This is a genomic window from Selenomonas ruminantium subsp. lactilytica TAM6421 (genome assembly GCF_000284095.1).
In the GTDB taxonomy this organism is placed as follows: domain Bacteria; phylum Bacillota; class Negativicutes; order Selenomonadales; family Selenomonadaceae; genus Selenomonas_A; species Selenomonas_A lactilytica.
This window is the reverse complement of sequence record NC_017068.1, coordinates 2,049,115-2,073,800: the sequence shown is the minus strand read 5'-3', so window position 1 is coordinate 2,073,800 and position 24,686 is coordinate 2,049,115. Positions and strand designations below refer to the sequence as shown.

At 47.3% G+C, this 24,686-nt stretch carries 21 protein-coding genes; 18 read left to right on the top strand and 3 right to left on the bottom strand.

Going from position 1 to position 24,686, the window contains the following annotated elements; all coding sequences use genetic code 11:
- Window positions 1-2 precede the first annotated feature (2 nt).
- The 16 genes from argF to SELR_RS10105 all read left to right on the top strand — a co-directional run bounded on the left by argF (window position 3) and on the right by SELR_RS10105 (window position 20,652).
- Window positions 3-932 carry an ornithine carbamoyltransferase gene (gene argF, locus SELR_RS10175; protein WP_014425145.1) on the top strand — a complete coding sequence of 310 codons (930 nt, stop codon included), beginning with the start codon at window positions 3-5 and terminating at the stop codon, window positions 930-932.
- Between the two features lie 39 nt (window positions 933-971).
- Window positions 972-2,186 carry an argininosuccinate synthase gene (locus tag SELR_RS10170; protein ID WP_014425144.1) on the top strand — a complete coding sequence of 405 codons (1,215 nt, stop codon included), beginning with the start codon at window positions 972-974 and terminating at the stop codon, window positions 2,184-2,186.
- Window positions 2,183-3,601 (top strand): argininosuccinate lyase, encoded by a 1,419-nt coding sequence (gene argH / locus SELR_RS10165; protein WP_014425143.1) that lies wholly within the window; start codon window positions 2,183-2,185, stop codon window positions 3,599-3,601. Before SELR_RS10170 ends, argH begins: the two co-directional genes overlap by 4 nt.
- Before the next feature lie 150 nt (window positions 3,602-3,751).
- Entirely contained in the window at window positions 3,752-5,215 is a 1,464-nt protein-coding gene (locus SELR_RS10160; RefSeq protein WP_014425141.1) for a type I restriction-modification system subunit M, read from the top strand.
- Window positions 5,216-5,457: 242 nt separating this feature from the next.
- Complete coding sequence (locus SELR_RS17825; protein WP_014425140.1) at window positions 5,458-6,132, top strand: PBECR4 domain-containing protein; 675 nt, start codon at window positions 5,458-5,460, stop codon at window positions 6,130-6,132.
- A gap of 3 nt (window positions 6,133-6,135) precedes the next feature.
- On the top strand, window positions 6,136-7,263 hold the full coding sequence (locus tag SELR_RS10150) for a restriction endonuclease subunit S (RefSeq protein WP_102013480.1): 1,128 nt from the start codon (window positions 6,136-6,138) through the stop codon (window positions 7,261-7,263).
- A 62-nt stretch (window positions 7,264-7,325) separates the two neighbouring features.
- Window positions 7,326-8,318: a site-specific tyrosine recombinase/integron integrase gene (gene xerA, locus SELR_RS10145; protein ID WP_014425138.1), complete on the top strand. Its 993-nt coding sequence runs from the start codon at window positions 7,326-7,328 to the stop codon at window positions 8,316-8,318.
- Window positions 8,319-8,367: 49 nt separating this feature from the next.
- Entirely contained in the window at window positions 8,368-8,964 is a 597-nt protein-coding gene (locus tag SELR_RS10140; protein WP_158645804.1) for a restriction endonuclease subunit S, read from the top strand.
- A 3-nt stretch (window positions 8,965-8,967) separates the two neighbouring features.
- On the top strand, window positions 8,968-10,245 hold the full coding sequence (locus tag SELR_RS10135) for an AAA family ATPase (protein WP_014425136.1): 1,278 nt from the start codon (window positions 8,968-8,970) through the stop codon (window positions 10,243-10,245).
- Entirely contained in the window at window positions 10,245-10,373 is a 129-nt protein-coding gene (locus SELR_RS19380) for a hypothetical protein (RefSeq protein WP_014425135.1), read from the top strand. Before SELR_RS10135 ends, SELR_RS19380 begins: the two co-directional genes overlap by 1 nt.
- Before the next feature lie 63 nt (window positions 10,374-10,436).
- Complete coding sequence (locus SELR_RS10130) at window positions 10,437-11,012, top strand: hypothetical protein (RefSeq protein WP_041914380.1); 576 nt, start codon at window positions 10,437-10,439, stop codon at window positions 11,010-11,012.
- A 29-nt stretch (window positions 11,013-11,041) separates the two neighbouring features.
- Window positions 11,042-14,455 carry a DEAD/DEAH box helicase family protein gene (locus SELR_RS10125; RefSeq protein ID WP_041914742.1) on the top strand — a complete coding sequence of 1,138 codons (3,414 nt, stop codon included), beginning with the start codon at window positions 11,042-11,044 and terminating at the stop codon, window positions 14,453-14,455.
- Between the two features lie 406 nt (window positions 14,456-14,861).
- On the top strand, window positions 14,862-16,163 hold the full coding sequence (locus tag SELR_RS10120; RefSeq protein WP_014425132.1) for an RNA-guided endonuclease InsQ/TnpB family protein: 1,302 nt from the start codon (window positions 14,862-14,864) through the stop codon (window positions 16,161-16,163).
- 212 nt (window positions 16,164-16,375) lie between these two features.
- Entirely contained in the window at window positions 16,376-18,295 is a 1,920-nt protein-coding gene (locus SELR_RS10115) for a hypothetical protein (RefSeq protein WP_014425131.1), read from the top strand.
- Window positions 18,296-18,379: 84 nt separating this feature from the next.
- Window positions 18,380-18,622: a hypothetical protein gene (locus SELR_RS19135; protein WP_158645803.1), complete on the top strand. Its 243-nt coding sequence runs from the start codon at window positions 18,380-18,382 to the stop codon at window positions 18,620-18,622.
- A gap of 227 nt (window positions 18,623-18,849) precedes the next feature.
- Window positions 18,850-20,652 (top strand): UvrD-helicase domain-containing protein, encoded by a 1,803-nt coding sequence (locus tag SELR_RS10105; RefSeq protein ID WP_014425129.1) that lies wholly within the window; start codon window positions 18,850-18,852, stop codon window positions 20,650-20,652.
- Between the two features lie 64 nt (window positions 20,653-20,716).
- Here SELR_RS10105 and SELR_RS10100 read toward each other — a convergent pair whose 3' ends face one another.
- The 3 genes from SELR_RS10100 to SELR_RS10090 are packed head-to-tail and all read right to left on the bottom strand — an operon-like array spanning window position 20,717 to window position 23,610.
- Window positions 20,717-21,994, bottom strand: a complete 1,278-nt coding sequence (locus SELR_RS10100) for a TRAP transporter large permease (protein ID WP_014425128.1) — start codon at window positions 21,992-21,994, stop codon at window positions 20,717-20,719.
- Window positions 21,985-22,551 (bottom strand): TRAP transporter small permease subunit, encoded by a 567-nt coding sequence (locus SELR_RS10095; RefSeq protein WP_014425127.1) that lies wholly within the window; start codon window positions 22,549-22,551, stop codon window positions 21,985-21,987. Before SELR_RS10095 ends, SELR_RS10100 begins: the two co-directional genes overlap by 10 nt.
- Window positions 22,552-22,569: 18 nt before the next feature.
- Entirely contained in the window at window positions 22,570-23,610 is a 1,041-nt protein-coding gene (locus SELR_RS10090; RefSeq protein ID WP_014425126.1) for a TRAP transporter substrate-binding protein, read from the bottom strand.
- A 175-nt stretch (window positions 23,611-23,785) separates the two neighbouring features.
- Between SELR_RS10090 and SELR_RS10085 the strand changes: the two genes are divergently transcribed.
- Complete coding sequence (locus tag SELR_RS10085; RefSeq protein WP_014425125.1) at window positions 23,786-24,331, top strand: DUF1097 domain-containing protein; 546 nt, start codon at window positions 23,786-23,788, stop codon at window positions 24,329-24,331.
- Between the two features lie 62 nt (window positions 24,332-24,393).
- Window positions 24,394-24,627, top strand: a complete 234-nt coding sequence (locus tag SELR_RS10080; protein ID WP_269453576.1) for a thioredoxin domain-containing protein — start codon at window positions 24,394-24,396, stop codon at window positions 24,625-24,627.
- The last annotated feature ends 59 nt before the right edge of the window (window positions 24,628-24,686 follow it).

Here is a 24,686-nt window from a genome sequence, read left to right as displayed (position 1 = left end):
GGATGTTAAAAGGACGCGATATGTTATCCATCCACGAACTTTCCGTGGATGAGGTACAGGAGATTTTGGCGCTGGCCCATGAATTGAAGGCCAAGCAGAAAGCGGGGATTGAACATCATCTGCTCAAGGGCAAGACCCTGGGCATGATTTTTGAAAAATCCTCCACCAGAACAAGGGTTTCCTTTGAAGTGGGCATGTATCAGTTAGGTGGTCAGGCACTGTTCCTGTCCAACCGTGACCTGCAGCTGGGCCGGGGCGAACCTATCAAAGATACGGCCCGGGTATTGTCCCGCTATCTGGACGGTATCATGATCCGTACCTACGGTCATGATAGGGTGGAGGAGCTGGCTAAATACGCCGATATCCCCGTTATCAATGCGTTGACGGATCTCCTGCATCCCTGCCAAGTGCTCACGGATCTCCTGACCATTCAGGAACATAAGGGCAAGAACCTCAAGGGCCTCAAGATGGCTTATGTGGGGGATGGCAACAACATGACCAACTCCTACATGTACGGCTGTGCTAAAGCAGGCATGACCTTTGTGGCAGCTACCCCGGAAAACTACAAGCCCGATGCTACGGTAACGAAGCTGGCTAAAGAAGATGCCAAGCTCACGGGCGCCAGCATCGAACTGGTAACGGACCCGGTGGAAGCCGTCAAAGGTGCCGATATCGTGGTCACCGACACCTGGGCCAGCATGGGCCAGGAAGAGGAGCATGATGAACGCAAGAAAATCTTTGCTCCCTATCAGGTGAACAAGGAGCTTCTGGCTCATGCCGATAAGCGGGCCATCGTCATGCACTGCCTGCCGGCTTACCGCGGTGAGGAAATCACCGAGGAAGTGTTGGAAGCAAACGCCCATGTGATTTTTGACGAAGCAGAAAACCGCCTGCACACCCAGAAGGCCATTATGGCTTTGACTATGGGCTGAGGCGATTATAGATTTTAGAAGTGGAAAGGAAGTAATATTATGGCTAAACAGATTAAAAAAGTAGTTCTGGCTTACTCCGGCGGTCTGGATACCTCCGTTATCATTCCCTGGCTCAAGGAAAACTACGATGGCTGCGAAGTTATCGCCTGCTGCGCTGATGTAGGGCAGGGCGATGAACTGGATGCCGTTCATGATAAGGCGCTGAAATCCGGTGCTTCCAAGGTTTATATTGCAGACCTCAAGGAAGAATTCCTCAAGGAATATGTATGGCCCACGCTGAAGGCCGGTGCTGTTTACGAAGACAAGTACCTCTTAGGCACTTCCTTTGCCCGCCCGATCATTGCCAAAAAACTGGTGGAAATCGCCAAGCAGGAAGGCGCGGATGCCATCGCTCACGGCGCTACCGGCAAGGGCAATGACCAGGTACGTTTCGAGCTCACCGTCAAGGCTCTGGCTCCCAACATCACCCTGATCGCTCCCTGGCGTGAATGGGATCTCGATTCCCGCTCCGCTGAAATCGAATATGCCAAGAAGCATGATATTCCCATCGCTACGGAAAACAAGACCTATTCCATGGATAGAAACATCTGGCATCTGTCCCATGAAGGCGCAGATCTGGAAGATCCCGCCAACGAACCCCATGACAGCATGTTCCTGATTTCCAAGGCTCCGAAGGATGCTCCGGACGAACCGGAATATGTGACCATCGACTTTGAACAGGGCGAACCGGTGGGCGTCAACGGCAAGAAAATGGGCGCTGTGGAACTCATGGAAGAACTCAACAAGATCGGTGCCCGCAATGGCGTCGGCATTGTGGATATCTGCGAAAACCGTCTGGTGGGCATGAAGTCCCGCGGCGTGTATGAGAACCCGGGCGGAGCTCTGCTCTACTATGCACATCGTGAACTGGAATACCTCTGCCTTGATCGCAACACCTATCACTACAAGCAGCAGGTAGCTATCCGCTATGCTGAGCTCGTTTACGATGGCATGTGGTTCTGCCAGCTCCGCGAAGCTCTGGATGCATTCGTCAACAGCACCCAGCAGACGGTAACGGGCCAGGTGAAACTGAAACTCTACAAGGGCAACATCATCTCCGCAGGTTCCACTTCCCCGTACTCCCTGTACAGTCAGGAATTTGTAACCTTCGAGCATGATGACGTATACAACCAGGCAGATGCTACGGGCTTCATCAACCTCTTCGGCCTGCCGCTGAAGGTTCGTGCTCTGATGCAGGAGAAGACTGGTAAATGAGCGAGGCTATGTGGGGAGGCCGTTTCACCAAGACCGTAGACGAAATGGTCAACGAGTTCCAGGCCTCCATAAACTTTGACAAGCGCATGTACCACGAGGACATTGCCGGTTCCATCGCTCATGCCATCATGCTGTCCAAATGCGGCATCATCTCCGAGGACGACTGCGGGGCCATCCTGCAGGGCCTCAAGGACATCGAAGGCCAGATTGAAGCAGGGGACTTTGACTTCTCCGTGGATTTGGAAGATATTCATATGAATATCGAAAAGCGATTGACCGAGGCCATTGGCGAAGCTGGCGGGCGGCTCCATACTGCCCGCAGCCGCAATGACCAGGTGGCCCTCGATACCCACATGTATGTGCGTAGGGAAGTAGTGGCTGTCCAGCAGGAAATCATCAACCTGCAGGAAGCCCTGGTGGAGCTGGCCAAGAAAAATCAGGATGTCATCATGCCTGGTTACACCCATCTCCAGCGGGCCCAGCCCATTCTCTTTGCCCATCATCTGATGGCTTACTTCGGCATGCTTTCCCGTGACTATGCCCGGTTCGAAGGTGTTTACAAACGGGCAGACATCATGCCTTTGGGCGCAGGCGCTCTGGCCGGCACCACGTTCCCCATCGACCGGGAACTGGTGGCCAAGCAGCTGAACTTCGAGCAGATTTACAGCAACAGCCTCGATGCCGTCAGCGACCGTGACTACATTATGGAATTCTTGGCCGCAGCCAGCATTCTGATGGTGCATCTCTCCCGCCTGTCGGAAGAGACCATCCTCTGGTGCAGCCGCGAGTTCTCCTTCGTGGAACTGGACGATGCCCATTGCACAGGCTCTTCCATGATGCCCCAGAAGAAGAACCCCGATGTCTCCGAACTGGTAAGAGGCAAGACGGGCAGAGTAGTGGGCCACCTTATGGCCATGCTTTCCACCGTCAAAGGCCTGCCCTTGGCTTACAACAAGGACCTGCAGGAGGACAAGGAAGGCATCTTCGACGCCATCGATACGGTGAAGTTCAGCTTAGGTGTTTATGCCCAGCTGATTCGTGGCATGAAGATCAAGAAGGATGTCATGCGTAAAGCCGTGGAGGAGGACTTCTCCAACGCCACGGATTTGGCGGACTATCTGGTCAAGAAGGGCCTGCCCTTCCGTCAGGCCCATGCCGTTGCCGGTACCGCGGTGCATGAATGCATTGCCCAGGGCAAATATCTTGCGGATATGACCCTGCCGGAACTGCAGAAGCTCTCGCCGCTGTTCGAATCCGACATCGCCGAAGCCCTGAAGCCCGAGACCTGCGTCAACCAGCGCAACTCCTTGGGCGGCACTTCCGATAAGCAGGTAAAACGCCAGCTGGAAGCCGCGCAGGAGCTTATTGAGGTGGAGAAAAAAAGCAATACAGCTCTGTCTGGTCAGCAAATCTGACAAGTCAGGAATTGACTGGTCAGATTTGACTGGTCAAATGTCAAAAAACAGCCTTGCCGGGACAATCGTCTTCGGTGAGGCTGTTTTTGACATCTACGCCTATAAACTATACAATAAAAGAAGATTTATATGTGCGTGGGAGGATAAGAAATGTTAGTAGGCGAAGAGCGAAATAAAGTTGACCAGATATGGGATACCTTTTGGACGGGCGGATTGACAAATCCTCTGTTGGTTATTGAACAGTTTACCTATCTGCTGTTTATCAAACAGCTTGATGATATAGAGACAGAGAACGAAGCAAATGCGGCGTTGTTGGGCTTTGAGAACGAAGAAAAAATCTTTGGGCCGGAACAGCAGAATTATCGTTGGAGCAAGTTCAAGAACTTAGCTCCGGCCGTACAGTTTCAGCTTATGCAGGAGGAGATTTTTCCCTTTATTAAGAATCTGCATCCCGATGATGATGCGTCCTATACCCGCTTTATGAAAGATGCAACCTTCCAGATTTCTGCGCCGGACAAACTAGCAAAAATCATTGAGGGCATTGACAAGCTGGAACTGAATGAGGAAGACAGCAAGGGCGATCTGTACGAGTACATGTTATCCAAGCTGGCTTCTTCCAAAATCAACGGCCAGTTCCGCACGCCGCGTCATATCATCAAGATGATGGTGGAGATGGCATCTCCGCAGCCTTCGGATATTGTAGTAGATCCGGCCATGGGCACGGCAGGATTCTTAGTAGCGGCAGAAGAATTTATCCGGAAGAATCATGGAGATATGCTGTTGGATGATGAGCAGGCAAAGCATTTCAATACCACCATGTTCCACGGCTTTGATACTGACCCCACCATGCTGCGCATCGGCACCATGAACATGATGCTTCATGGTGTGCAAAATCCCAGCATTGACTATAAAGACAGCCTTTCCAAGCATAATCCCGATAAGGAACTCTATACCCTTTGTCTGGCCAATCCTCCATTTAAAGGCTCTCTGGACAATGAAACGGTGGAGGAAAGTCTGTTGCGTGTCACTAAGACCAAGAAAACAGAACTGCTTTTCCTCGCCTTGTTCCTGCGTATCTTGAAACTGGGCGGCAGAGCTGCGGTAATTGTTCCGGATGGCGTGCTCTTTGGTTCCTCCAAGGCTCATCAGGCTCTGCGCAAGGAACTGGTGGATAACAACAAATTGACAGCAGTGGTTTCCATGCCTAGCGGCGTGTTCAAGCCTTATGCAGGGGTGTCCACGGCAATACTCTTCTTTACCAAGACAAATGCAGGCGGTACGGACAAGGTTTGGTTCTACGATATGCAGGCAGACGGCTACAGCCTTGATGACAAGCGGCAGGAGATTGAGGAGAACGATATTCCTGACATTATCGCCCGGTTCAAGAATCTGGAACAGGAAGAAGGCCGCAAGCGCACGGAGAAGAGTTTCTTCGTTCCCGTGGAGGAAATCCAGCAAAATGGCTATGACCTCTCCATCAATAAGTATAAGGAAATCGAGTATGTGCCGGTGGAATATCCCAGTACGTTGGAAATGATGACGAAGCTGGACGAGCTGAATATGGAGTTTAACAATGATATGGAAAAATTACGCGAACTACTGGGGGAAGGCTAGAATCCGCTGTAGTCTTGCGTAATTCAGGAAAAAATTGTATAATACAAGTAAGGAATGGTGTGCCGACACCTTAAAAATCCCAAATGAATGCTGGACGTAAGGGCCAGTGATGTCGGGGAGCGACGGAAAAACTCCAAACAACTGTCAGACGTAAGGGCTGATGATGTCGGGGGACGACAGAAAAATCGGCAGGTTAGAGGCCATCAGTTTGATGGCCTCATTTATTATATAGAGGTGTTATTTTGGGAATAAAGAGATATACTGCACAACAGGCTATCGATATTCTGGTTGCAGCTGCGCAAGGATATAAGGAAAAATTAGCAGGACGGATTTTCGTTATAATATATAAAGACTTAGCTTCGGGGACTATAGAACATAAAAAGATAAAGTTTACCCAGAATAATTTTCAGCATTTGACTGGGATAAAATATGCAGATTATGTAAGCCCCAGAGACTTTTACAAAATGTGTCTGAACAAGATGCTTTCACCCCATAAAATCCGCTTTAATCCCAATGGATTTACGAATATGAAGCTGTCAGTTCTGAACTATCTTCCTGAGCTGCTGTATAATAAATTTTGGATTGGTGAATCCATAAACAACGATATTCATATCAATGCGGATTATTTTGCAGGTGACACACGTTGTGTTGTTTCTTTGGGATTTCGCAGAGCAAAAGAAGATTACCCTGTGACATTGAAAAGGCAGTCTATTCGTGAAGTGGTGAAAAAAGAAAATCCAGTATGCTTGGTGCTGGTAAGAGAAATTGCTGATAAAGATAATTGGGAGTTTGGTTATATTGACCATAAATTAGCTGGGAAAAATTTCACATCAATAAAGGATGTTGCCCAATTATACTTGGGCAACAATATAGAAATAGTTCAGGAGCTAATGAACAGATATACTCGTGAGGAATAGATGATGAATAAGACAGAGACTAAAACACTATATGAAGTTACAGAAATAATAATGGGACAATCACCTGATTCGGAATCGTATAATGATAAGGGAGAGGGAATCCCTTTTTATCAAGGAAAATCAGATTTTGGTGAAGTTTATCCTACTGTCAGAATGTATTGTACATCGCCCAAAAAGATTGCAATGGCGGATGATATTCTTATGTCTGTGAGAGCACCTATTGGCGATGTCAATATTGCACAGGAAGAATGTTGTATCGGACGTGGCTTGGCTGCTATCCGTCCAAAAGAAAATATTAACTTAAAGTATTTGTTTTATTTACTAGATTACTATAAGGAACGCTTGGCAGAACAAGGGACAGGAAGTACCTTTAAGGCTATTGGTAAAGATGTTCTAAAGGATTTCAATGTTCCGATATGGCCTTTTGAAAAACAACAATGGATTGCGGATATCATTGATGAGATTCAGGAACTTATCTTTAACCGTAAAGAAGCTATCACTGTATTAGATAACCTTGTCAAATCACGGTTTATCGAGATGTTTGGTGACCCAGTGACGAATCCAATGGGTTGGGAGCGTATTCGCCTAGCGGATAAATGTGAAATCGTGACAGGTAACACGCCTTCACGCAAAGTAAAAGAATACTACGGCAACGATATTGAATGGATAAAATCTGACAATATCACTGAAGCAACAAATCTTACAACAGCAACTGAGTACCTTTCCGACGAAGGAGCAAAAGTCGGACGTATAGTTGAGGCAGGAAGTATTTTAATGACATGTATTGCAGGAAGTTTACGCTCCATTGGTAATGTGGCTATCGTTGACCGTGCAGTAGCGTTTAACCAACAGATAAATGCAATTCTTCCTAATGAACAGAGTACATACTTCATGTATGAGCAGTTTCGATTGTCTAAAGAATACATCTGTAGTGGTGTTAATATGGCATTGAAGGGAATTTTGAGTAAAGGACAACTTTCAGAGATAGAGTTTATTTTTCCACCAGTTGAACTACAAAAACAATTCGCTGACTTCGTATCCATCACCGACAAATCGAAACTTGCTATTCAGCAGAGTATTGAAACGTTACAGACGCTAAAGGCAAAACTTATGCAAGATTATTTTGGCTAATTGAATATCATGATTGTAACGGATTAAGAGGTGCCGGAGGTTGGTGGAAAGGAAAAGTCTATATGAAAGATTACCTTATCACCGAAATTATGCAGGGAATGCTTCCTTATTTGGATAATGCTCAGTTAATGCGCCTCCGTGAAAAGTTGACCGAATGCCTATCGAATAAAGTGGTCACAGACAGTGGCACGGCAGATAATGATACGGGCATAAGCAATAATGAGTTTGTGAATATGTTTATTGCGGCTAAAAAGGTAGAAGGTTGCAGTGAACGAACCCTAAAATACTATCAGTCAACCATAGTCAAGGCTATAGGACAGCTAGACAAGCATTTGACGCACATTACTACGGAGGATTTACGGAAATATCTTTCTAATTATCAAGAGGTTCGTGGTTGTAGCAAGGTGAATATCGATAATATTCGCCGTATCCTATCCAGTTTCTTTGCTTGGTTAGAAGAAGAAAACCATATATTGAAAAGCCCTGTGCGCCGTATTCACAAAATCAAGACGGCAAAGATGGTTAAGGAAACCTATACGGACGAATCACTGGAGCAAATACGTGATAACTGCAGCAACAGCCGTGACTTGGCGATAATAGATTTGTTGGCCTCCACAGGCATGCGTGTAGGGGAATTGGTACGTCTGAATCGCAGTGATGTGAACTTTGAGAGCCGGGAATGTGTAGTATTTGGCAAGGGGAGCAAGGAGCGTCCGGTTTACTTCGATGCAAGAACGAAGATACACCTAAAGAATTATCTGGATAGTCGTACTGACGAGAATCCTGCACTCTTTGTATCGATACAAAATCCCCATAACCGTTTGCAAATCAGCGGCGTAGAGATACGTTTGCGGAACATGGGCCGCAAATTAGGCATCACAAGAGTTCATCCGCATAAATTCAGACGAACCCTAGCCACAAGAGCCATCGATAAAGGAATGCCCATAGAGCAGGTTCAGCAGCTCTTAGGTCACAGCAAGATTGATACAACTATGGAATATGCCATGGTTGACCAAAATAATGTGAAGATTTCTCATCGTAAGTATATAGCATAATCTCAAATCACGGTTTGTCGAGATGTTTGGCGACCCCGTGACAAATCCGATGAAGTGGCCAATAAAGCGATTCAAAGATATATGCACTGTAGGTTCTAGCAAACGTGTATATCAGAGTGAACAAACATCAGCAGGTGTACCATTCCTGCGTGTTTCTGACCTAATCTCAAAGATAGTTTTTAATACGGAAACTTGCGATTTATACATATCTGAACAACAGTTCAATGAATTTGAGCAGCAGGGTTTAGTCCCCCATGCCGGTGATATACTTGTTACAGCACGAGGAACCTTGGGACAATGCTATATCATAAAGCCGAAAGATAAATTCTATTTTCAAGATGGCATGATTAGCTGGGTTCACACAAGCGAAGCAGAAATCAATCCTGTCTATGTCTCATACCTATTTGATTCGCAGGGTATAAGGCAACAGATAGACAAAGTTGTGTCTGGTACAACAGTTGCTTATCTTTCAATAGCACAACTTAGCAATTTTGACATTCTGTTGCCTGCTATTGAACTCCAAAACCAATTCGCCGATTTTGTAGCCTTCACAGACAAATCGAAATTGGTAACAGAGATAAGTATTGCAGTATTAAAAGCCAGTAAAATATTATTTTCACATCAAATTTTAGATAAAAGGAGATAGTATATGTTTTTAAAAAATATAACTGCTAAAAACTTCAAAGGATTTGAGGACATTACTGTCGATTTTTCTCAAGGAATTAATTTATTGATAGGAAATAATGGTTCGGGAAAAACATCATTGATAGATGCGCTGGCTATTGGCTTGGGTGCGATGTTTTCAACTACAAGTGGTATGCAGGGCAAAACGTTATATAATGATACTGTTCGTCGTATTTATAGGAAGGAAGGCGATGCAACGCATTCTTTCGTTCCACAATTTCCACAACAAATTTCATATGAGTTGCAATGGGATGATGAAAGAAAGTATTCAGTAAGTATGAGTCGTGATAATGAAGATGACTCGAAACGTATGGCTGACTTTGACTTAATGAATTTCTTTTCTTCTGTGCTTAATGATAATGGTAAAAAATTGCCTATTTTATGTTTGCAGAATTTTGATAGAGATTGGCATACCAGCCCAGTTGTGGGGAAAAGGGATTTTATGGTAACTGCTGGTATGACTTTACGAAAAGATGGTTATCAAGAATGCTTGATGGGCAAGCGAATTGAAGAGGTAATCCAAAACTGGTGCCTGAAAATGAGCTTTTTGGAATATCAAAAGAAGCATACAGTGCATGAGTATCAGTTATTCCAAAATACGATTAAGAAGTTCATGGCTATCATGCTGGAAACTCCTGATGACATCAAAATCGAGTATTCGATAGAAACCCAAGGCATGGAAATTACCATAGGGGAACGTAAAGACTCCATCTATAATCTCAGTACGGGCTACCGGGCTATTCTGTCCATGATTATGGAGCTGGCATACAGGGCGGCGGTGCTTAATCCCGGTATGGAAGACTTTTCTGAGTTGGAAGGTGTTGTACTGATTGATGAGATAGATGCCCATCTGCATCCGAAATGGCAGTGGAAGATTCTCGATGCTATACGACAGGTGTTCCCTTGTGTTCAGTTCATCATCGCAACGCATTCGCCCATTGTCATATCGTCTATCAAGGATGCCCGCATAATTAAACTTGTTGATTTGAAAACCACGGAAATATTGGAACCTGCTTATGGTTATACAGCTGATGAAGTGTTGGAACTGCGTCAGGGGAGCACTTCCCGTCCTGAAGATATTGTTGAGCGCAAGCGGCAGTTAGAACTGGCTGTGGATGAAGGTGATTTTGCCCGGGCAGACGAGATCGTGCAGAGCGTAAAGGAAGAATTTGGCGAAACTTCACCAGTATATGATGAAATGAATCGGTTTCTTCGCGTCAATCGCTGGGTGGAGGAATTGTAATGATTCATATAAGGAAACAGAATGCTCCGAAGAAGATGGTGGAGCAGGTAGCTGCGATAAAGGCAGAAGACGGTTGGAAAGCGGCTGCTGATATCGATACGGAAAAGCTTCGAAGCTACTTTGATTAGCTGGATAAAGCCACAGTACGAAATGCACTATATGAGGAACAGCATGGTTTATGTGCATATTGTATGAGAAGAATCCGCAATGATGAATCAATGGTGATAGAGCATTGGCAGCCCGTAAAGAAGAACGAAAATGATACTCAGTGGAAAAAGGATCATGTTTTAGCTTATAGCAATATGTTGGGGTGCTGTGATGGTGGAAGGGGCGCAGATGACGCTAGGAAGGTTTTATCCTGTGATGCGGCGAAGAGTAATGAACGGATAACGATTTCGCCATGGAAGAAGGAACATATTGAGAAATTAGTCTATCGGGCAAATGGAAGAATTGCCACAAATCCTTATGATGAAGAACTGGAACATGATATAAATGATGTTCTTCATCTGAATGGCAAGTTAGATGAAAAGGGAAATATCGTGCATGATACATCTACTGCACTGGTAAAAGGACGGCGGGAAGTTTATCAGGACTTCAGTCACTTTATGGAAGCTTTGGCCAGAAAATATGGCAATGATGAAAGTAAAATCCAGAATGGCATTTATAAAAAGATAGACGAGATGGAAAGTGCGAAGGAATACGAACAGTTTATAGGTGTCTGGTTATTTTTCCTGCGCAGACGAGTGCGAGGGGCAAGAAGGAAATAATCATTTAGCAATAAGTGGGCGGTGATGGTATGGCATCCAATTTTGACTTTGTTGATCAGGAACCCCAATGGGTTAATATAGCTGAGAGAGCCAGGAAAGCAGAACAGGGAATGGCGATTGCGCCGGAAGTGGCGGCTATCTTTGGGCGTTCGGCTATGGAGCTGGGCATTAAATGGGTTTATCGTGCAGAGGGAATGGATACGAGTGACCCGTATAAATACGGCAAGGATAGAGAACTTTTTGCCTTGCTGAAGGATAGGGGTTTTTGTGAAGTGGTGGGGGATAATAAGCTGCTTCACATGCTTGACCAGCTGCGTCTGTTTGGCAATCGGGCCGCTCATGGTGGTAGACCTCTTACGTATGGGGATGGTGTACTGGCTCTTAGAATCCTGTTTGAGTTTCTGAGTTGGATGGCTTATTGCTATACATCGATTCAGGGAGAAATGGTTTTCGATGAAAGTATTTTGCCATCTCCTGATGATAAGGCCGCTGTCAGCCAGCAGGAAATCCAAAAGCAGGCAGAAGATATTGCAAAGAAAGATGCCATACTTGCGCAGAAGCAGCATGAGCTGGAGGAAAAGAATCAGGAACTGGATGATGTAAGGGCGAAGAATGAGCAGCTTCAGCAGGAAGTTATCCGTCTGCGCAAGGAACGTCAGGCGCAGGGAGAGTTCCATGTCAATCCCATCACGGAAGCAGAAACCCGCAAGCGGTATATTGATTATGACCTGGAAGCGGCGGGTTGGATAATTGGCGATAACTGCCGTATTGAGGAAGAAGTATCTGGTATGCCCAATGCCTCGAATACAGGCTTTTCGGATTATGTACTTTACGGCAGAGACCAGAAGCCTTTGGCTATTGTGGAGGCTAAGCGTACCAGCTATGACCCAGAGAAGGGGGCAAAACAGGCAGAACTCTATGCCAACACTTATGAGGCGAAATATGGCTGCCGTCCTTTTATCTTTATGACCAATGGTCTGCGCACAGTATTTCTCGATGAGCAGGGCGGTTATCCCCGCCGGGATGTTTCGGGGTTCTTTACGCAGGATGATTTGCAGATGCGTATGGACAGGCACGGTATGCAGAAGACGTTGGCAGAGGTTGAGCCGAATCACGATATTGCAGGCAGGCCATACCAGATTGAGGCAGTCAAAGCGGTGGAAGAGGCTTTCGATCATAAGCGCAGAAAAGCCCTTATCGTGCAGGCAACGGGGACGGGCAAGACCCGTGTGGCTATCAGCCTGTCGGATGTACTATTTCGCGGCGGCTGGGTGAAGCGTATTTTGTTTTTGGCTGACCGTACTGCTCTGGTGCGGCAAGCAAAGCGCAGCTTTATGGATTTTTTCAGCAACGAGATACCTATGGCCAGCCTGATGGACAGCAGGGATGATGCGGCAACGGCGCGGATTATCTTCAGTACCTATCCCACCATGATGAACGCCATTGACACGGCGAAAAATCCTGAGGGGCGCAGAGTTTTCTCGCCAGCTGCATTTGACCTTATCATTATCGATGAGAGCCATCGAAGCATCTATCAGCGGTATCAGGCGATTTTTCAGTATTTCGATGCTATGCTGTTGGGACTTACGGCAACGCCTAAGAATGAGGTGGACAAGAATACTTACCGCCAGTTTGAGCTGGAGGCGGGGAATCCCACTTTTGCCTATCAGTATGATGAGGCTGTGGCGCAAGGGTATCTCGTGCCTTATGAGCAGTTTGAACGCACCACGAAACTGATGAAGAATGGCCTTCATTATAAAGACCTCAGTGAAGAGGATAAGGAACATTACGAGGAAGTATTCGGTTTGGCTGGTGACAATGCCCCGGATATTCAGAGTTCAGCTTTCAATAAATACGTGTTTAATCGTCAGACGGTGCAGATGGTCATTCAGGATTTGATGGCGATGGGGCAGTATATTGATGGCGGTGATAAGCTGGGCAAGACCATCATCTTCGCCAAGAACAGGAAGCACGCTAAATTCATCGTGGATATTTTCCATGAGATGTATCCTGAGTATGGCGATGCGTTTATGCAGCAGGTGGATGGCAGTATTGACTATCACGAGCAGATTATTGATGATTTCCGTACGCCGGACAAGATGCCGCAGATTGCTGTTTCGGTTGATATGCTGGATACAGGTATTGATGTGCCGGAAGTGCTGAATCTCGTGTTCTTTAAGATGGTGCGTTCTTACAGCAAGTTCTGGCAGATGATAGGCCGGGGCACACGCCTTTGTCCTGATCTTTTTGGCCCGGGACTGGACAAAAAGAATTTCTACATTTTTGATTACGGCGGGAATTTCGAATACTTCAGCTTGCAGGGCAACAAGCTGAAAGAAACCAAGAATCAGCCGTCTTTGGTGGAACGCATCTACAATTTGCAGGCCAATCTGTATCTGTTGCTTCATAAGGATAAAGATACGGAACGGCAGGAGTTTGCCCAGAAGCTCTTTGCAGAACTGCATGGTGCGGTAATGGCTTTGGATAATGGCAGTTTCCGTGTTATTCAGAATCGCCAGCAGGTGGAAAAGTATCGGGACAGATGCAGTTGGGCAAATCTGACCGCAGATGATGTGGCGGAGATTGCCAAGCATATAGCGCCTATCATTCCTGCTCAAGATGATGATGTAATGGCCCGTTTCTTTGACCAGAAGATGTACAGTATGATGTATGATTATCTGATGACCAAAGATATTACCGCAAAGGCCCAGCAGGTGGAAGAAACCGCCGATAAACTGAGTTCTACAACTTTGCAGACTATCCCCCAGATAAAGACGAAGCAGGCCTTTATTCAGCAAGTGCGTTATCCTGAATATTGGGATGATGTGACTCTGGATAAAATCGAAAAAGTGCGGACGGAATTGCGGGATTTGCTGAAGTTTCTGGAACCTGAGAGTACGAAAATCTATTATACGGATTTTACCGATAATCGCCTTGAGGTTAAGGAAACTCATGTAGTTACGCCGGAGCAGACTTCGGAAAGCTACAAGAAGAAGGTGGAACGCTACCTGAAAGAACATCAGGATAATATTGCCGTTCACAAACTTCGTACTAATAAGCGGCTGACAGCTACAGATTTGCAGGAATTAGAGCGTATTCTGTGGGAGGAATTGGGAACCCATGAGGATTACCGACATCTCTATGGTGAATGTCCTGTAGGGCTGATGGTGCGTAAAACTGTGGGGATGGACAGAGCCGCGCTGGAAGAAGCTTTTGCTGAATTTCTGCAGGAGAACCGCCTGAACCTCCGTCAGATTGACTTTGTGAAGCGCATCATTGATTATCTGGCCAAGAATGGCGAAATGATTCCCCAAGATGTCAAGAAACCGGCTTTTTCTGGATTGAGCAATGTAGCACAGTTATTCAAGGAAAATGTGGGAGAAGTCGGCAATATCTTCGCTAAAGTAAAAGAAATTACCAACAATGGCAGTGAAATTGCGTAGGAAAGGTATTGTAGGGACCATCAAGGCAACGGCCAGCGTCGTATAGATGGGAATCTGAAAGCTGACAATCAGTAGGTTAATGTCAAATATGATGGCCAAATGCAGCAATAAGTGTTAAAATAGATTATAAGAAATAGATATCGATATTTCCGGGCATAGAAGGTTCCTGTTTATGAATCATACGCCGCCTTTAGGGTGGCGTAATTATACCTTCCGCCCGGTTTTATTTTATATGGCGGTTATTATGCATATATTTGATTCTATACGGATTGGATACAGGAGGCTTTCAACAGATAAAAGTAACTTATAAATAGCTATAAAACCATGTTAGCTACATTGTAATCTTGCGAAAATCCAGAAATGTCGCTACCATTAAGGTATAATATATATGAAGGTGGTGATTTAGGTGATAAGGTCAATCAGGATACGGCTGCTCCCGAACAACAAGCAGAGGACTAAACTGTTTCAGTTCGCAGGTGCTTCAAGGTTTGCCTACAACTGGGCTTTAGACAAGCAGATGGAGAATTTTCGGGAAGGACGCAAACTCCAAAGCAATTATGACCTTCGCAAGGAGTTTACCGTTCTCCGCAATTCCGGGGAAAAGCCCTGGTTGCTGGACATATCAAACAATGTCACCAAGCAGGCCATCAAAGACTTGTGCATAGCATATAAGAATTTCTTTCGAAAACAGAAACAGGCTGGCTATGTCAGATATTTACCCAAGAAGATTGGGCATTATGCCCGGATAGGCAGGAAGCTGACAGTCTATGACATGAACGGGCACCCAAAATTCCGCAGCAGGAAGAACGGAGATTTCCGCTTCTACCAAGATAACGTAAAAATCCAGTTCACAGATACACATGTCAAACTGGAGAATATGGCTGGCAGCAAGAAAAAGAATCGCCAGAGGCTCAACTGGATAAAACTCGCCGAGAAGGGCAGAATCCCGACCAAGGCAAAATACACCAGCCCAAGAATAACCTTTGATGGTGAGAGCTGGTGGCTGTCCGTGGGGGTTAGGCCTTCCCGCAAGCTGAAGCCTATGCGTGGCTTGAAGTTTATCCGTAAGCAACCGGGACAGCCCCGCACGGAAGGTGTAGGCGTTGATTTAGGTATAAAGGATTTGGCGATAGTCTCTGACGCTACCAAAGTCAGAAATATCAACAAGACCCATGCAATAAGGAAGCTCAAAAAAAGAAGACGCAGGTTGCAGCGTCAGGTATCTCGTAAATACCAGATGAACAAGAAAGGAGAAAGTTACTGTAAAACAGGCAACCTTATAAAAAGTGAAAAGCGACTTTTACGAATCAACCACAGATTGGCGAACATCAGAGCCAATCATGTGCATCAGGCCACAGCGGCAATAATAGGACGAAAACCAAGTTTTATATGTCTCGAAGACCTGAATGTGCAGGGGATGATGAAGAACAAGCAATTGTCGGAGAAGGTTCAGGAGCAAAACCTTTACGAGTTCCGCAGACAGATAGAATACAAGGCTCATTGGGCGAAGATAGCCGTTGTCATAGCTGACAGGTGGTATCCAAGCTCTAAGACCTGTATCGAGTGTGGCTATGTAAAGAAAGACCTGAAGCTATCTGACAGGACTTATGTTTGCCCGCATTGTGGCAATGTGATAGACCGCGACTTCCAGGCGGCATTAAATCTAAAACGCTATGGAGAAGCGGAACTGTCCAAATCTGCAAGCTGACACCTACAAGTCAATGCGGATATGTACCCGTTCGTTAGCGGGGAATTTAAGCCTCTGGAGCATTACATCAAACGCAAGTAGCCTGCCCCTTGGGACGGCAAAAGTGGATGCGAAACTCCCTTTGTGGGAAAGAATGAGGAATGGAACGTAGAAGTTAACTTTTCTTATGAATTGTATAGCTTTTTATAAGTTTTCAGTAACGGCTGGAGGAGATGTTTAGTGATTATGAGCAAGCGGTGCTTACCTTGTTTCGTGCAGTTCCTTCTGGTGATCGTGCTGATGATAGTGTGGGGGCAATTCGTAACGCAGAGAATGTAGAGCATGGTATTTTCATCACGGAAAGGGCGGCTAAGGCATGTCCGGCACTCAGGGAAAGGGATTCCCAGCTTTTTTTATGGGACAAGTTTGGTTACGATATGCTGGCCATGAACCGTGGTTTTTATCAAAACTTTCATGAGGTTCAAGAGGCTTCGGATGAAAAGTGGCTGATAGACCAGCTGCTGCATTATCTCACGGTATATTTGCAGAATGGCGATATGACAAATGATGCCAAGGTGGATAGCAGTGTTGTATTTGTCCCTGCGACCAAGTTGCAGATTCCGGAAGGTGATCCCATCAGGCTGACGGTAATCGATGTAATAGCGCAGGATGAAATAGTAAAGCGTACCCAGTCTATGATTGACTCGGGGATGGCGCTTTCACAAAAAGTTCTTCAGTGTATTGCTATTATAATCAAGGAAACAGGGATGGATGTGGAGATAAAGGACGTTCCCAATAAGGAACTCAGGATTTATCTCTATGATATGTTGGGCAAGGTGCCGCCTACGGCTCAGGAATTTTTGCGTTTGCTTATCTTCAAGGTTACGGGCTCAACTCTGCTGATAAAGAGTCAGGATGTCATTGCCCTTATCCGCGGCAAAATACAAAGCAGTAAACCGGGTTTGTATACGGCATTGTTTCATCGCTTTGTGGAGGAAAACAGCGTTGAAGCCCTGGCAGCAGAATTTTTGCGTTACAAGAAATTATGGCTGGCCTTCAAGAAAGATTCCACAGAACTGGCTCATTTAATGAATCGTGTCCGCAAATTAGCTGACAAGCATAAGTATGTGAAAAAGACCGGCATATTGGAGCGTATCACCTGGGATGACACCATAGAACCTGCCGAGGCGGCAAAGGAAATTCCCAAGGTGACGATTTACAAGCGGATAAGTCTGGCCAATAGCCTTCTTTATCGGGCACAGCAGCCGAAGGCTTTTATGTATCTGATTCGGAATGGAAAGGCTTATGCTAAAGCTACAGCAAGCGAAGCTGGATTGACAGTCGGACAACAGCAGATACTGAACCTTTTGTTGGCGTCGATTGTGGAGGTGATCAGGGCTAAGGTGGAGGGGAAGAGGTTTTTTATCCCTACAGAAGTAGAGTATGCCATGCCTGTCAGCGAAAAGCGCTTTATCGGGGGCGTTCCCTTCTGTTCGTCCTTGAAGCTGTCAAAAAATGGCGTGCTGGGCATTCATTGGGAAAATCTGCCAGATGCCCGAGTTGATTTGGATTTTCATTATGTATCACAGCATTATCATGTGGGGTGGAATACACAGTTTGACCGCAAGAAAGAAATCATCTTTTCGGGGGATATGACAGACGCTCCGCCGGAAAAGGGTGGCGCCACGGAAGCCTTCTTTTTGAGTGAAAAGCTTGTAAATGATTGGGCGGCCGTCATGCTCAATCGATATACCTATAACTCAAAGCCTGTTCCTTACAAGTTTGTCTTGGGAGAAGCAGACACGAATCAGTTATCTAATGATTATTTATTGAACTGCCATACCATGGCCATAAGTATCAATAACAAAATCGAGCGGGAAGAAGACTTCCTGGGCTTTGTTCATGCCGATGCACGGGGGAAGAAAACCTTTTACTTCATGACCACGGGCTTTGGTTCTGGAATTGTGGCAAGATATGGAAAGGAAGAGCATATCGCACTGAAAGCCGTTCGGGCTACGGTGGGATCTTGTTTGAAACTCAGAGCGGTGTTGGCTCAGGCTGGAGGGATTCTCGTAGATAGCGTTGCTGAGGCAGATGTGGATTTAAGTCTGGATAAAGTAACGAAGGACACGTTTGTGAATCTGTTTGCGTGAGCAGTGCTATAACATGGCCTTTACTGCCATTCCAGTTTCAAGGGGCGTTTGTATCCACTGCCGGGAGCAGTGAATATCACGGTTATGGAGTTATTGGAAGAGTATCATGGTAATGCCGCCGATGGCTGGCAAGGCGACGATAGCAGCTTTGAGGAGAGGAAGCGGCGCAAGGTGCGTGCCCTTGGCTCCGAACCAGGCACCAATCATAAGGCCTGCCAGGGTCTGGATGAAAATCATGAAATCGAGACGGTCGTTGAACAGGTAGCCAAGGCCGCCAGCACCGACAAAACCGATAACAGCACCGAGCAGGAGCATGGAGAAAAATAACATGGAAAAAGCACAGCCCTTCTATAAGTTTACAATGTTACACTCCATCATAGATGCTTGCCAGAAAATGTCAAATAGCCTGCTTCTAATGTTCTGATATGGAATTCTGCTGGTAATGGCGCAGGTACTTGCGGATTCATTCGAGCGTGTGGTATGCTATTATGACTGTTTCAGTCAAGCTGAAGACCTATTGAATATGAGATTGGATAAGAAGACGAGAGAGAACAATGCGTGCATCATCTGAACAGATAGAGATAATAAAAGCATCACAGGCGCTGCAGCGGGGACAGGTCATGAAGGTTGATGCCTGTGCCGGTTCTGGCAAGACCAGCACGCTGGTGGCTGTGGCCCGTGCAAATCCACAGAAGCGATTCCTGTACCTGGCCTTCAACCGCAGTATCGCCGACAAGGCCAATCAGGTATTTCCTGCCAATACCAGAGCTATGACTATGCATAGCATGGCTTACAGGCATTTTTTCCATAGTGGGGCACGTCCGGATTTAGCAGCCATCAAGGTAGATATGCTCCACGACTGCTTTCCGCATAAGGAAAATTACGAGCTTTTCCAGTTGCTGAATCGATATAAGGAATTCCTTATATCCGCCGGGCGTGATTTCCCCAATAGCGAAATAAAAAAGATTTTCGAGCTGGTGGCAGAGGGAAGCCTGCCGATGCCCCATGACCATTATCTGAAGATTTTCCAGATGCTTTCGCCGGAGGAGCAAGGCTTGGGCAGGATATATGACTGCATTCTGGTAGACGAGAGCCAGGATTGCAATCCTGTGACGCTGAGCATCATCAACCGGGCCTCCTGCAGCCGGATTTTCGTGGGGGATTCCCATCAGTCTATCTATGGCTTTCGCGGGGCCATCAATGCGCTGGCACGGCAGAAAGCAGATGTGGCGCTTCATCTGACCAATTCTTTCCGCGCCCGCCAGCCGATTCTGGACAGGGCTAATCTCTACATGAAGGTGTTCATGGATATGCTGTACGATGGACAGGTGCCATACTATCCTATGAATTCCATGATTAATGAAGAGAAATTGAAGAATAAGCAGACCGCCTGCATTACCCGGACAAATTCAACGCTGGTGGATTTGATTGATGAATACCGGGAAAAGCCCGAGCGGGTTTTTCTGGTCAAGAAGCCCGAGGATGTATTCAAGACGGCCATCGCGGTCAAGGAATTTCTCTTTGACCGGCGCAGTGATTTCATAGGGAAATTCAAGTTTCTGAACCGCCTGCATGGCAAGGAGGAACTGAAGGACTATGCCGAGAGCACTGCGGATATGGAGATACTGTCCGCAATGAAGATTGCGGAAAATCATGAGGATGACTTGTATGAACTGCTGGATATTGCCCGCCGGATGAACAACCCGGAAGCACCGGTGGTGTTGACCAATGCCCATACCAGTAAGGGCTTGGAATGGCATACGGTCAAACTGATGGATGATTTCCCGGATTTGGGCTTCCGCTATATGAGTTGCCGCTTTGGTTCGGCAAAGCTCCGGTCAGGCATGAATCATTTGGAACAGCAGGATGAGCGGTTCAAGGATTTCATACAGGAACTCAACCTCTACTATGTTGCGGTTACCAGAGCGCAAATCAAGCTGGTGGATATGACCGATAATGCAGCTTATCAAAGCAAAACGGCCATCCTTGCGCATCTGGATGAATGTGAGGCAACCATCCGGAAGGCGCGGGACAGGCGCAAGCTTCAGAACAGTATCGAGCATGCGCGGGGGCGGGCGCCATCCGATTCCCGCCCGCATCATGATACGTCGAAACTGCGGATGTGGGAGACCGAGCGGGATACGGTTCTGAATCGCATGCGGAAGAATATCGGGGATTGTGTGGCTTCAGCCAATAATTTCAAGGAATTCAAGGATCTGCTCAGTCTCGATGGCATACTGCTCCAGAAAAGGAAAAGCGGCTGGGCATATGTTGATTTCTATGGCAGAGGGATAACGGATGAACGGCTGGGCAAGGAATTTACCAAGGATTATATCATGAATTTGCTGCAAAGCTGATGTGCATTGGACACAAGAGGCTGCTCCATATGGAGCAGCCTCTTTTATGCCGCAGAACGGTTGCTTATTGCAGGATGGATGGCAGCCAGGTGGCCAGTTCGGGGAACAGGCAGAGCAGGGCAATTTCCAGGACCATGATAAGGGCGAAAGGAATCGAGCCTGCGATAATCTGCTGAAGGCGGCTGTCGGGGCTGATTCCCTTGATGACAAACAGGTTCATGCCAATAGGCGGTGTAATCAGGGCCAGTTCCATGTTGATGAGCATGACGACATTGAACCAGATGAGGTCAAAGCCCAGATGCTTGACGATGGGGAAGAGCATGGGCAGGATAATCAGGATGATGGATACGGTTTCGAGAACGCAGCCCAACGCCAGCAGTGTGATATTCATGCCGATGAAGATGAGCCATTTGCTGGCAGCTGATTCCGTAACCAGTGCCATCAAGGCTTGCGGTGCCTGTATGGCGGTCATGATGAAGCCAAAGAGCATGGCCCCGACCATAATCGCGAAAATCATGGAGGTGGTCTTGACGGTTTCCGTGAGGATTTCGGTCATATCCTGAACATTTACGGTGCGGTATATGAAAAAGGTAATGACGAGACTGTATAAGGTACCGACGGCGGCTGCTTCCGTAGGGGTAAAAATGCCGGTATAGATGCCGCCCACGACGATGACCGGCAGCATAAGTCCCCAGATGTTTTTCTGCAGCGTGCGGAAGCGTTCGTTCCATGGTGCTGCGAGCTGCCGTTCCATGGTGCGGCAGCGGAATATCAGATAGAGGATGAAGAGCAGTGTCAGCAGGGCGCCGGGAATGATGCCGGAGAGAAAGAGCTTGCCGACGGATTCGCCGGTAATGGAGCCAAAGAGAATCATGGGGATGCTGGGAGGAATCAGGATGCCCAGCGTTCCGCCTGCAGCCACGGCGCCCAGCACCGTAGTGCGTTCATAACCGCGCTGAAGCATCTCGGGAATGGCCATGGCACCGATGGTTACGGCGGTAGCGACGCTGGAACCGGAGATGGCGGCAAAGATGGCGCAGGCAAAAATGGTGGCCACGCCCAATCCTCCGGGCAGGTGTCCCAGCCATTTATTGCCCAATTCAAACAGGCCGTTGCCCACTTGTCCTTTCAAGAGTATCTGGCTCATCAGGATGTAGAGGGGGACAGCAACCAAGACGAAATCATCCAGCGTCTTGTAAGCGATGACGGGAATCTGCGTGAATGCCGCCGGGCCGCCGAGAAATAACAGCATTCCCAGTATGGCGGCAAAGATAAGTGCAAAGGCAACGGGCATACCGGCAAAGAAAAGGCCGGTGATGCATGCACCATAAATCATGGACATATTTCGGCCTCCTTTTCCTGTGACAAGTCTTTCGTGTTGGTGTCAGTGTTGGTGCTGGTGTTGCTGATCCGTAGCCAGTCAAAGCAGAAGCGGCAGAAAATCTCGCCTAATAACAGGGCAGAGCCCAGCACAAGTGCCAGCTGGGGAATGAATAAAGGAAAGCGCAGGATGGACGGGGATAGTTTATTGTAGGAATAGGAAGCCGTTACCAAATCCATGCTTTCCGTCATGAAAATCAGGAAAATGAAGAAGGCGAGGAAATTCAGGACAAGACTGACCTTGCGGCGCATCTCGCCGGAGAGTTTATCCGTCAGCAAATCCACACGCACATGGGCCTGTTCCCGGAAGGTAACCGCTAATCCCAGGAAGCCGGCCATGATGATGAAATAGGTGGAAATCTCCAGCACCCATTCTGTCGGAGCGTGGAAGAGACCACGCATGATGATTTCATAGACAATGATAAACGCAGTGAGCAGGATAAAGAGTCCTGCCAGTATGGCTGCAGCTCGGGTAAGCTGGCCCAGGAAGGCATCGAATCTGAGGATGAATTGTTTCATGGAATATGTGCACCTCCATCAATTATTGGCTGCCAGGCATTGGTTGACCAGCTGGCGCCCCAAATCGCCGGTATTGCGGATGAAATTTTCGCGAACAGGCATGGTAACTTCCTGCCAGCGGGGAATGTCCTCCGGCGGGATGGTAAATACTTCCATGCCTTTTTCCTGTAACTGCCGCATGGCTTTCAGGTCTTCGGCTTTTGTCTGCTGGTGGATTTCCTCACGGGTTTCTTCAGCGCATTCGTTGATGAGCTGCTTCTGTTCCTCGGTAAGCTGTTCCCAGGAGGCATTGTTCATGGCCAGGACAAATTCGCAGAATGCATGATTGGTCATGGTCAAATACTTGCTTACCTCGTGGATTTTTCGCTGCAGCATGGCCGTGGTGCCAGAGGTCTGCCCGTCGATGGTGCCGCGCTGGATGGCCATATAGACCTCGCCGGAGCTCATGGTCACAGGGGACGCTCCCAGAGCCTTGATGGTTTCTGCGGGAATCTGGCCATAGCCTCGCAGCTGGAGTCCTTGGAAGTCTTCCGGTTTGGTAAGCTGGCGGCTGTTGTTGCAGAACTGTACATAGCCATAGTCTACCCAAATCAGCGGATGGACGCCTTTGCGTTCCATCTCCGTAGTCAGCGTATAGCCGAGACTGCCGTTCATGGCCTTGCCTACGGCATCATAGCTGTTGAGCAGGAAGGGCACGTCGAGCACGTTAAGCGCCGGGACAACGGTCGTCCACATGGCGGTGGAGTTGAGGCCCATATCAAGGCCGCCGGACATGATGGCATCGTTCATGCTCTTGTCCGTATACAGCTGCCCCGCCGGATAAGTGGTAATCTTGATGCTGCCATGGGAGCGCTCATTGACCCGCTGGGCAAAGCGTTCCATCCCCTGGGAGAGATAATGATTAGCGGGCAGATGATAGGCCAGCTTCAGTTCAACCGGCCCGCCCTGAGCCTGCTGGTGCTCTCTGGCCAGCTTGCCCAGCCCGCAGCCGCTGAGCGGGAGCAATAGGCAGCAGAGCAGGATTACATAGATAGGAGTTAATAATGAGTTCTTTTTCACATGATACGCCTCCTGAATACAAAAATATAAATACAATAGTATCATAATATAAATAAAGTGTAAAGTTGTAAACAAAAGAGCGGTTATTTTTAGCAACGGGACTCATGTCCTTTTCAGGAACTTCTCATTCGCGTAAAATAATAAAAAACAATATGAAATGTATGGAGCGTGACCTATGGAACAAGTAATTCGGGCAATAAAGGATATCAACCAGACGGATGTTGTAGTGGCGGCTGTTTCTGCTGTAGCCTGTCTGGGAGCTTTGCTGGAACTGCCGGTGTGGGCTGTGTTTATCGGCTGGGCTTGGTATCTGGCTATTGGAGCAAATGGCAGGGCGATAAGGGAAGGAGCTGTTACCGCTGCCGCATCTGGCATCATGGCGCTTATGGCGATCGTGCTCACGGATGTTTTCGCTGGGGTCATGACCGGATTGCTTGCCAATATGCTGGCGGTATTCATCATGATTCTGGTGCTGATGGTATCGTTGAAATTTTCCTGCATCAAGCATTCACTGGTAGGCTTCAATACTTTTTCCTGTGTTTTTGCCGGTTATTATTTAAGTGCCTTTCCCGTGCAGAGCGACTACTGGCTGAATCTTGGCTATGCCTTTGTCTACATTTGCGGCTCCAATATTATGGGACTCGCAGTGGGCTGGCTGGCCCAGAAGCTGAGCAACGCTTCTCTGCGGCGCAAGGAGACGGCCAAGGAAGTAACTGCATAATAGAGAATAGTGATTTGGCTATGCACATGCAAAGGTGTGCATAGCTTTTTTATTTTTGCAAACTGCAGGATCTCTATATGAAGTACAAGGGTCAGGGGCTGGAAATCTTGGGCTTACCCTGCAATCAGTTCGCAGGTCAGGAGCCGGGGAGCAACAACAAAGTACAGGAATTCTGCCGCTTGAATTACGGCGTGACCTTCCAGATTTTCGAGAAGGGCGATGTGCGTGGCGAAACGGCCCAGCCGTTCTTCAAGTATCTGACTGAGCAGCAGAGATTGAGAAGCTGCTCTGATTGACCGAAGAGTAATACTTCGAAGTTTCAGGAAAAAGTCCTGTTGGCAGATAGCGTATCTGT

Excerpts from the sequence above, each read along its gene's own strand:
- SELR_RS19135 (WP_158645803.1), top strand. The coding sequence starts at position 18,380 with ATGGAGTTATTGGAAGAGTATCATGGTAATGCCGCCGATGGCTGGCAA.
- SELR_RS10125 (WP_041914742.1), top strand. The coding sequence starts at position 11,042 with ATGGCATCCAATTTTGACTTTGTTGATCAGGAACCCCAATGGGTTAAT.
- SELR_RS10150 (WP_102013480.1), top strand. The coding sequence starts at position 6,136 with ATGAATAAGACAGAGACTAAAACACTATATGAAGTTACAGAAATAATA.
- SELR_RS10085 (WP_014425125.1), top strand. The coding sequence starts at position 23,786 with ATGGAACAAGTAATTCGGGCAATAAAGGATATCAACCAGACGGATGTT.
- SELR_RS10095 (WP_014425127.1), bottom strand. The coding sequence starts at position 22,551 with ATGAAACAATTCATCCTCAGATTCGATGCCTTCCTGGGCCAGCTTACC.
- SELR_RS19380 (WP_014425135.1), top strand. The coding sequence starts at position 10,245 with ATGATTCATATAAGGAAACAGAATGCTCCGAAGAAGATGGTGGAGCAG.
- argH (WP_014425143.1), top strand. The coding sequence starts at position 2,183 with ATGAGCGAGGCTATGTGGGGAGGCCGTTTCACCAAGACCGTAGACGAA.
- SELR_RS10160 (WP_014425141.1), top strand. The coding sequence starts at position 3,752 with ATGTTAGTAGGCGAAGAGCGAAATAAAGTTGACCAGATATGGGATACC.
- SELR_RS10140 (WP_158645804.1), top strand. The coding sequence starts at position 8,368 with ATGAAGTGGCCAATAAAGCGATTCAAAGATATATGCACTGTAGGTTCT.
- SELR_RS10105 (WP_014425129.1), top strand. The coding sequence starts at position 18,850 with ATGCGTGCATCATCTGAACAGATAGAGATAATAAAAGCATCACAGGCG.
- argF (WP_014425145.1), top strand. The coding sequence starts at position 3 with ATGTTAAAAGGACGCGATATGTTATCCATCCACGAACTTTCCGTGGAT.
- SELR_RS10135 (WP_014425136.1), top strand. The coding sequence starts at position 8,968 with ATGTTTTTAAAAAATATAACTGCTAAAAACTTCAAAGGATTTGAGGAC.
- xerA (WP_014425138.1), top strand. The coding sequence starts at position 7,326 with ATGAAAGATTACCTTATCACCGAAATTATGCAGGGAATGCTTCCTTAT.
- SELR_RS10100 (WP_014425128.1), bottom strand. The coding sequence starts at position 21,994 with ATGTCCATGATTTATGGTGCATGCATCACCGGCCTTTTCTTTGCCGGT.
- SELR_RS10115 (WP_014425131.1), top strand. The coding sequence starts at position 16,376 with ATGTTTAGTGATTATGAGCAAGCGGTGCTTACCTTGTTTCGTGCAGTT.
- SELR_RS10170 (WP_014425144.1), top strand. The coding sequence starts at position 972 with ATGGCTAAACAGATTAAAAAAGTAGTTCTGGCTTACTCCGGCGGTCTG.
- SELR_RS10130 (WP_041914380.1), top strand. The coding sequence starts at position 10,437 with ATGAGAAGAATCCGCAATGATGAATCAATGGTGATAGAGCATTGGCAG.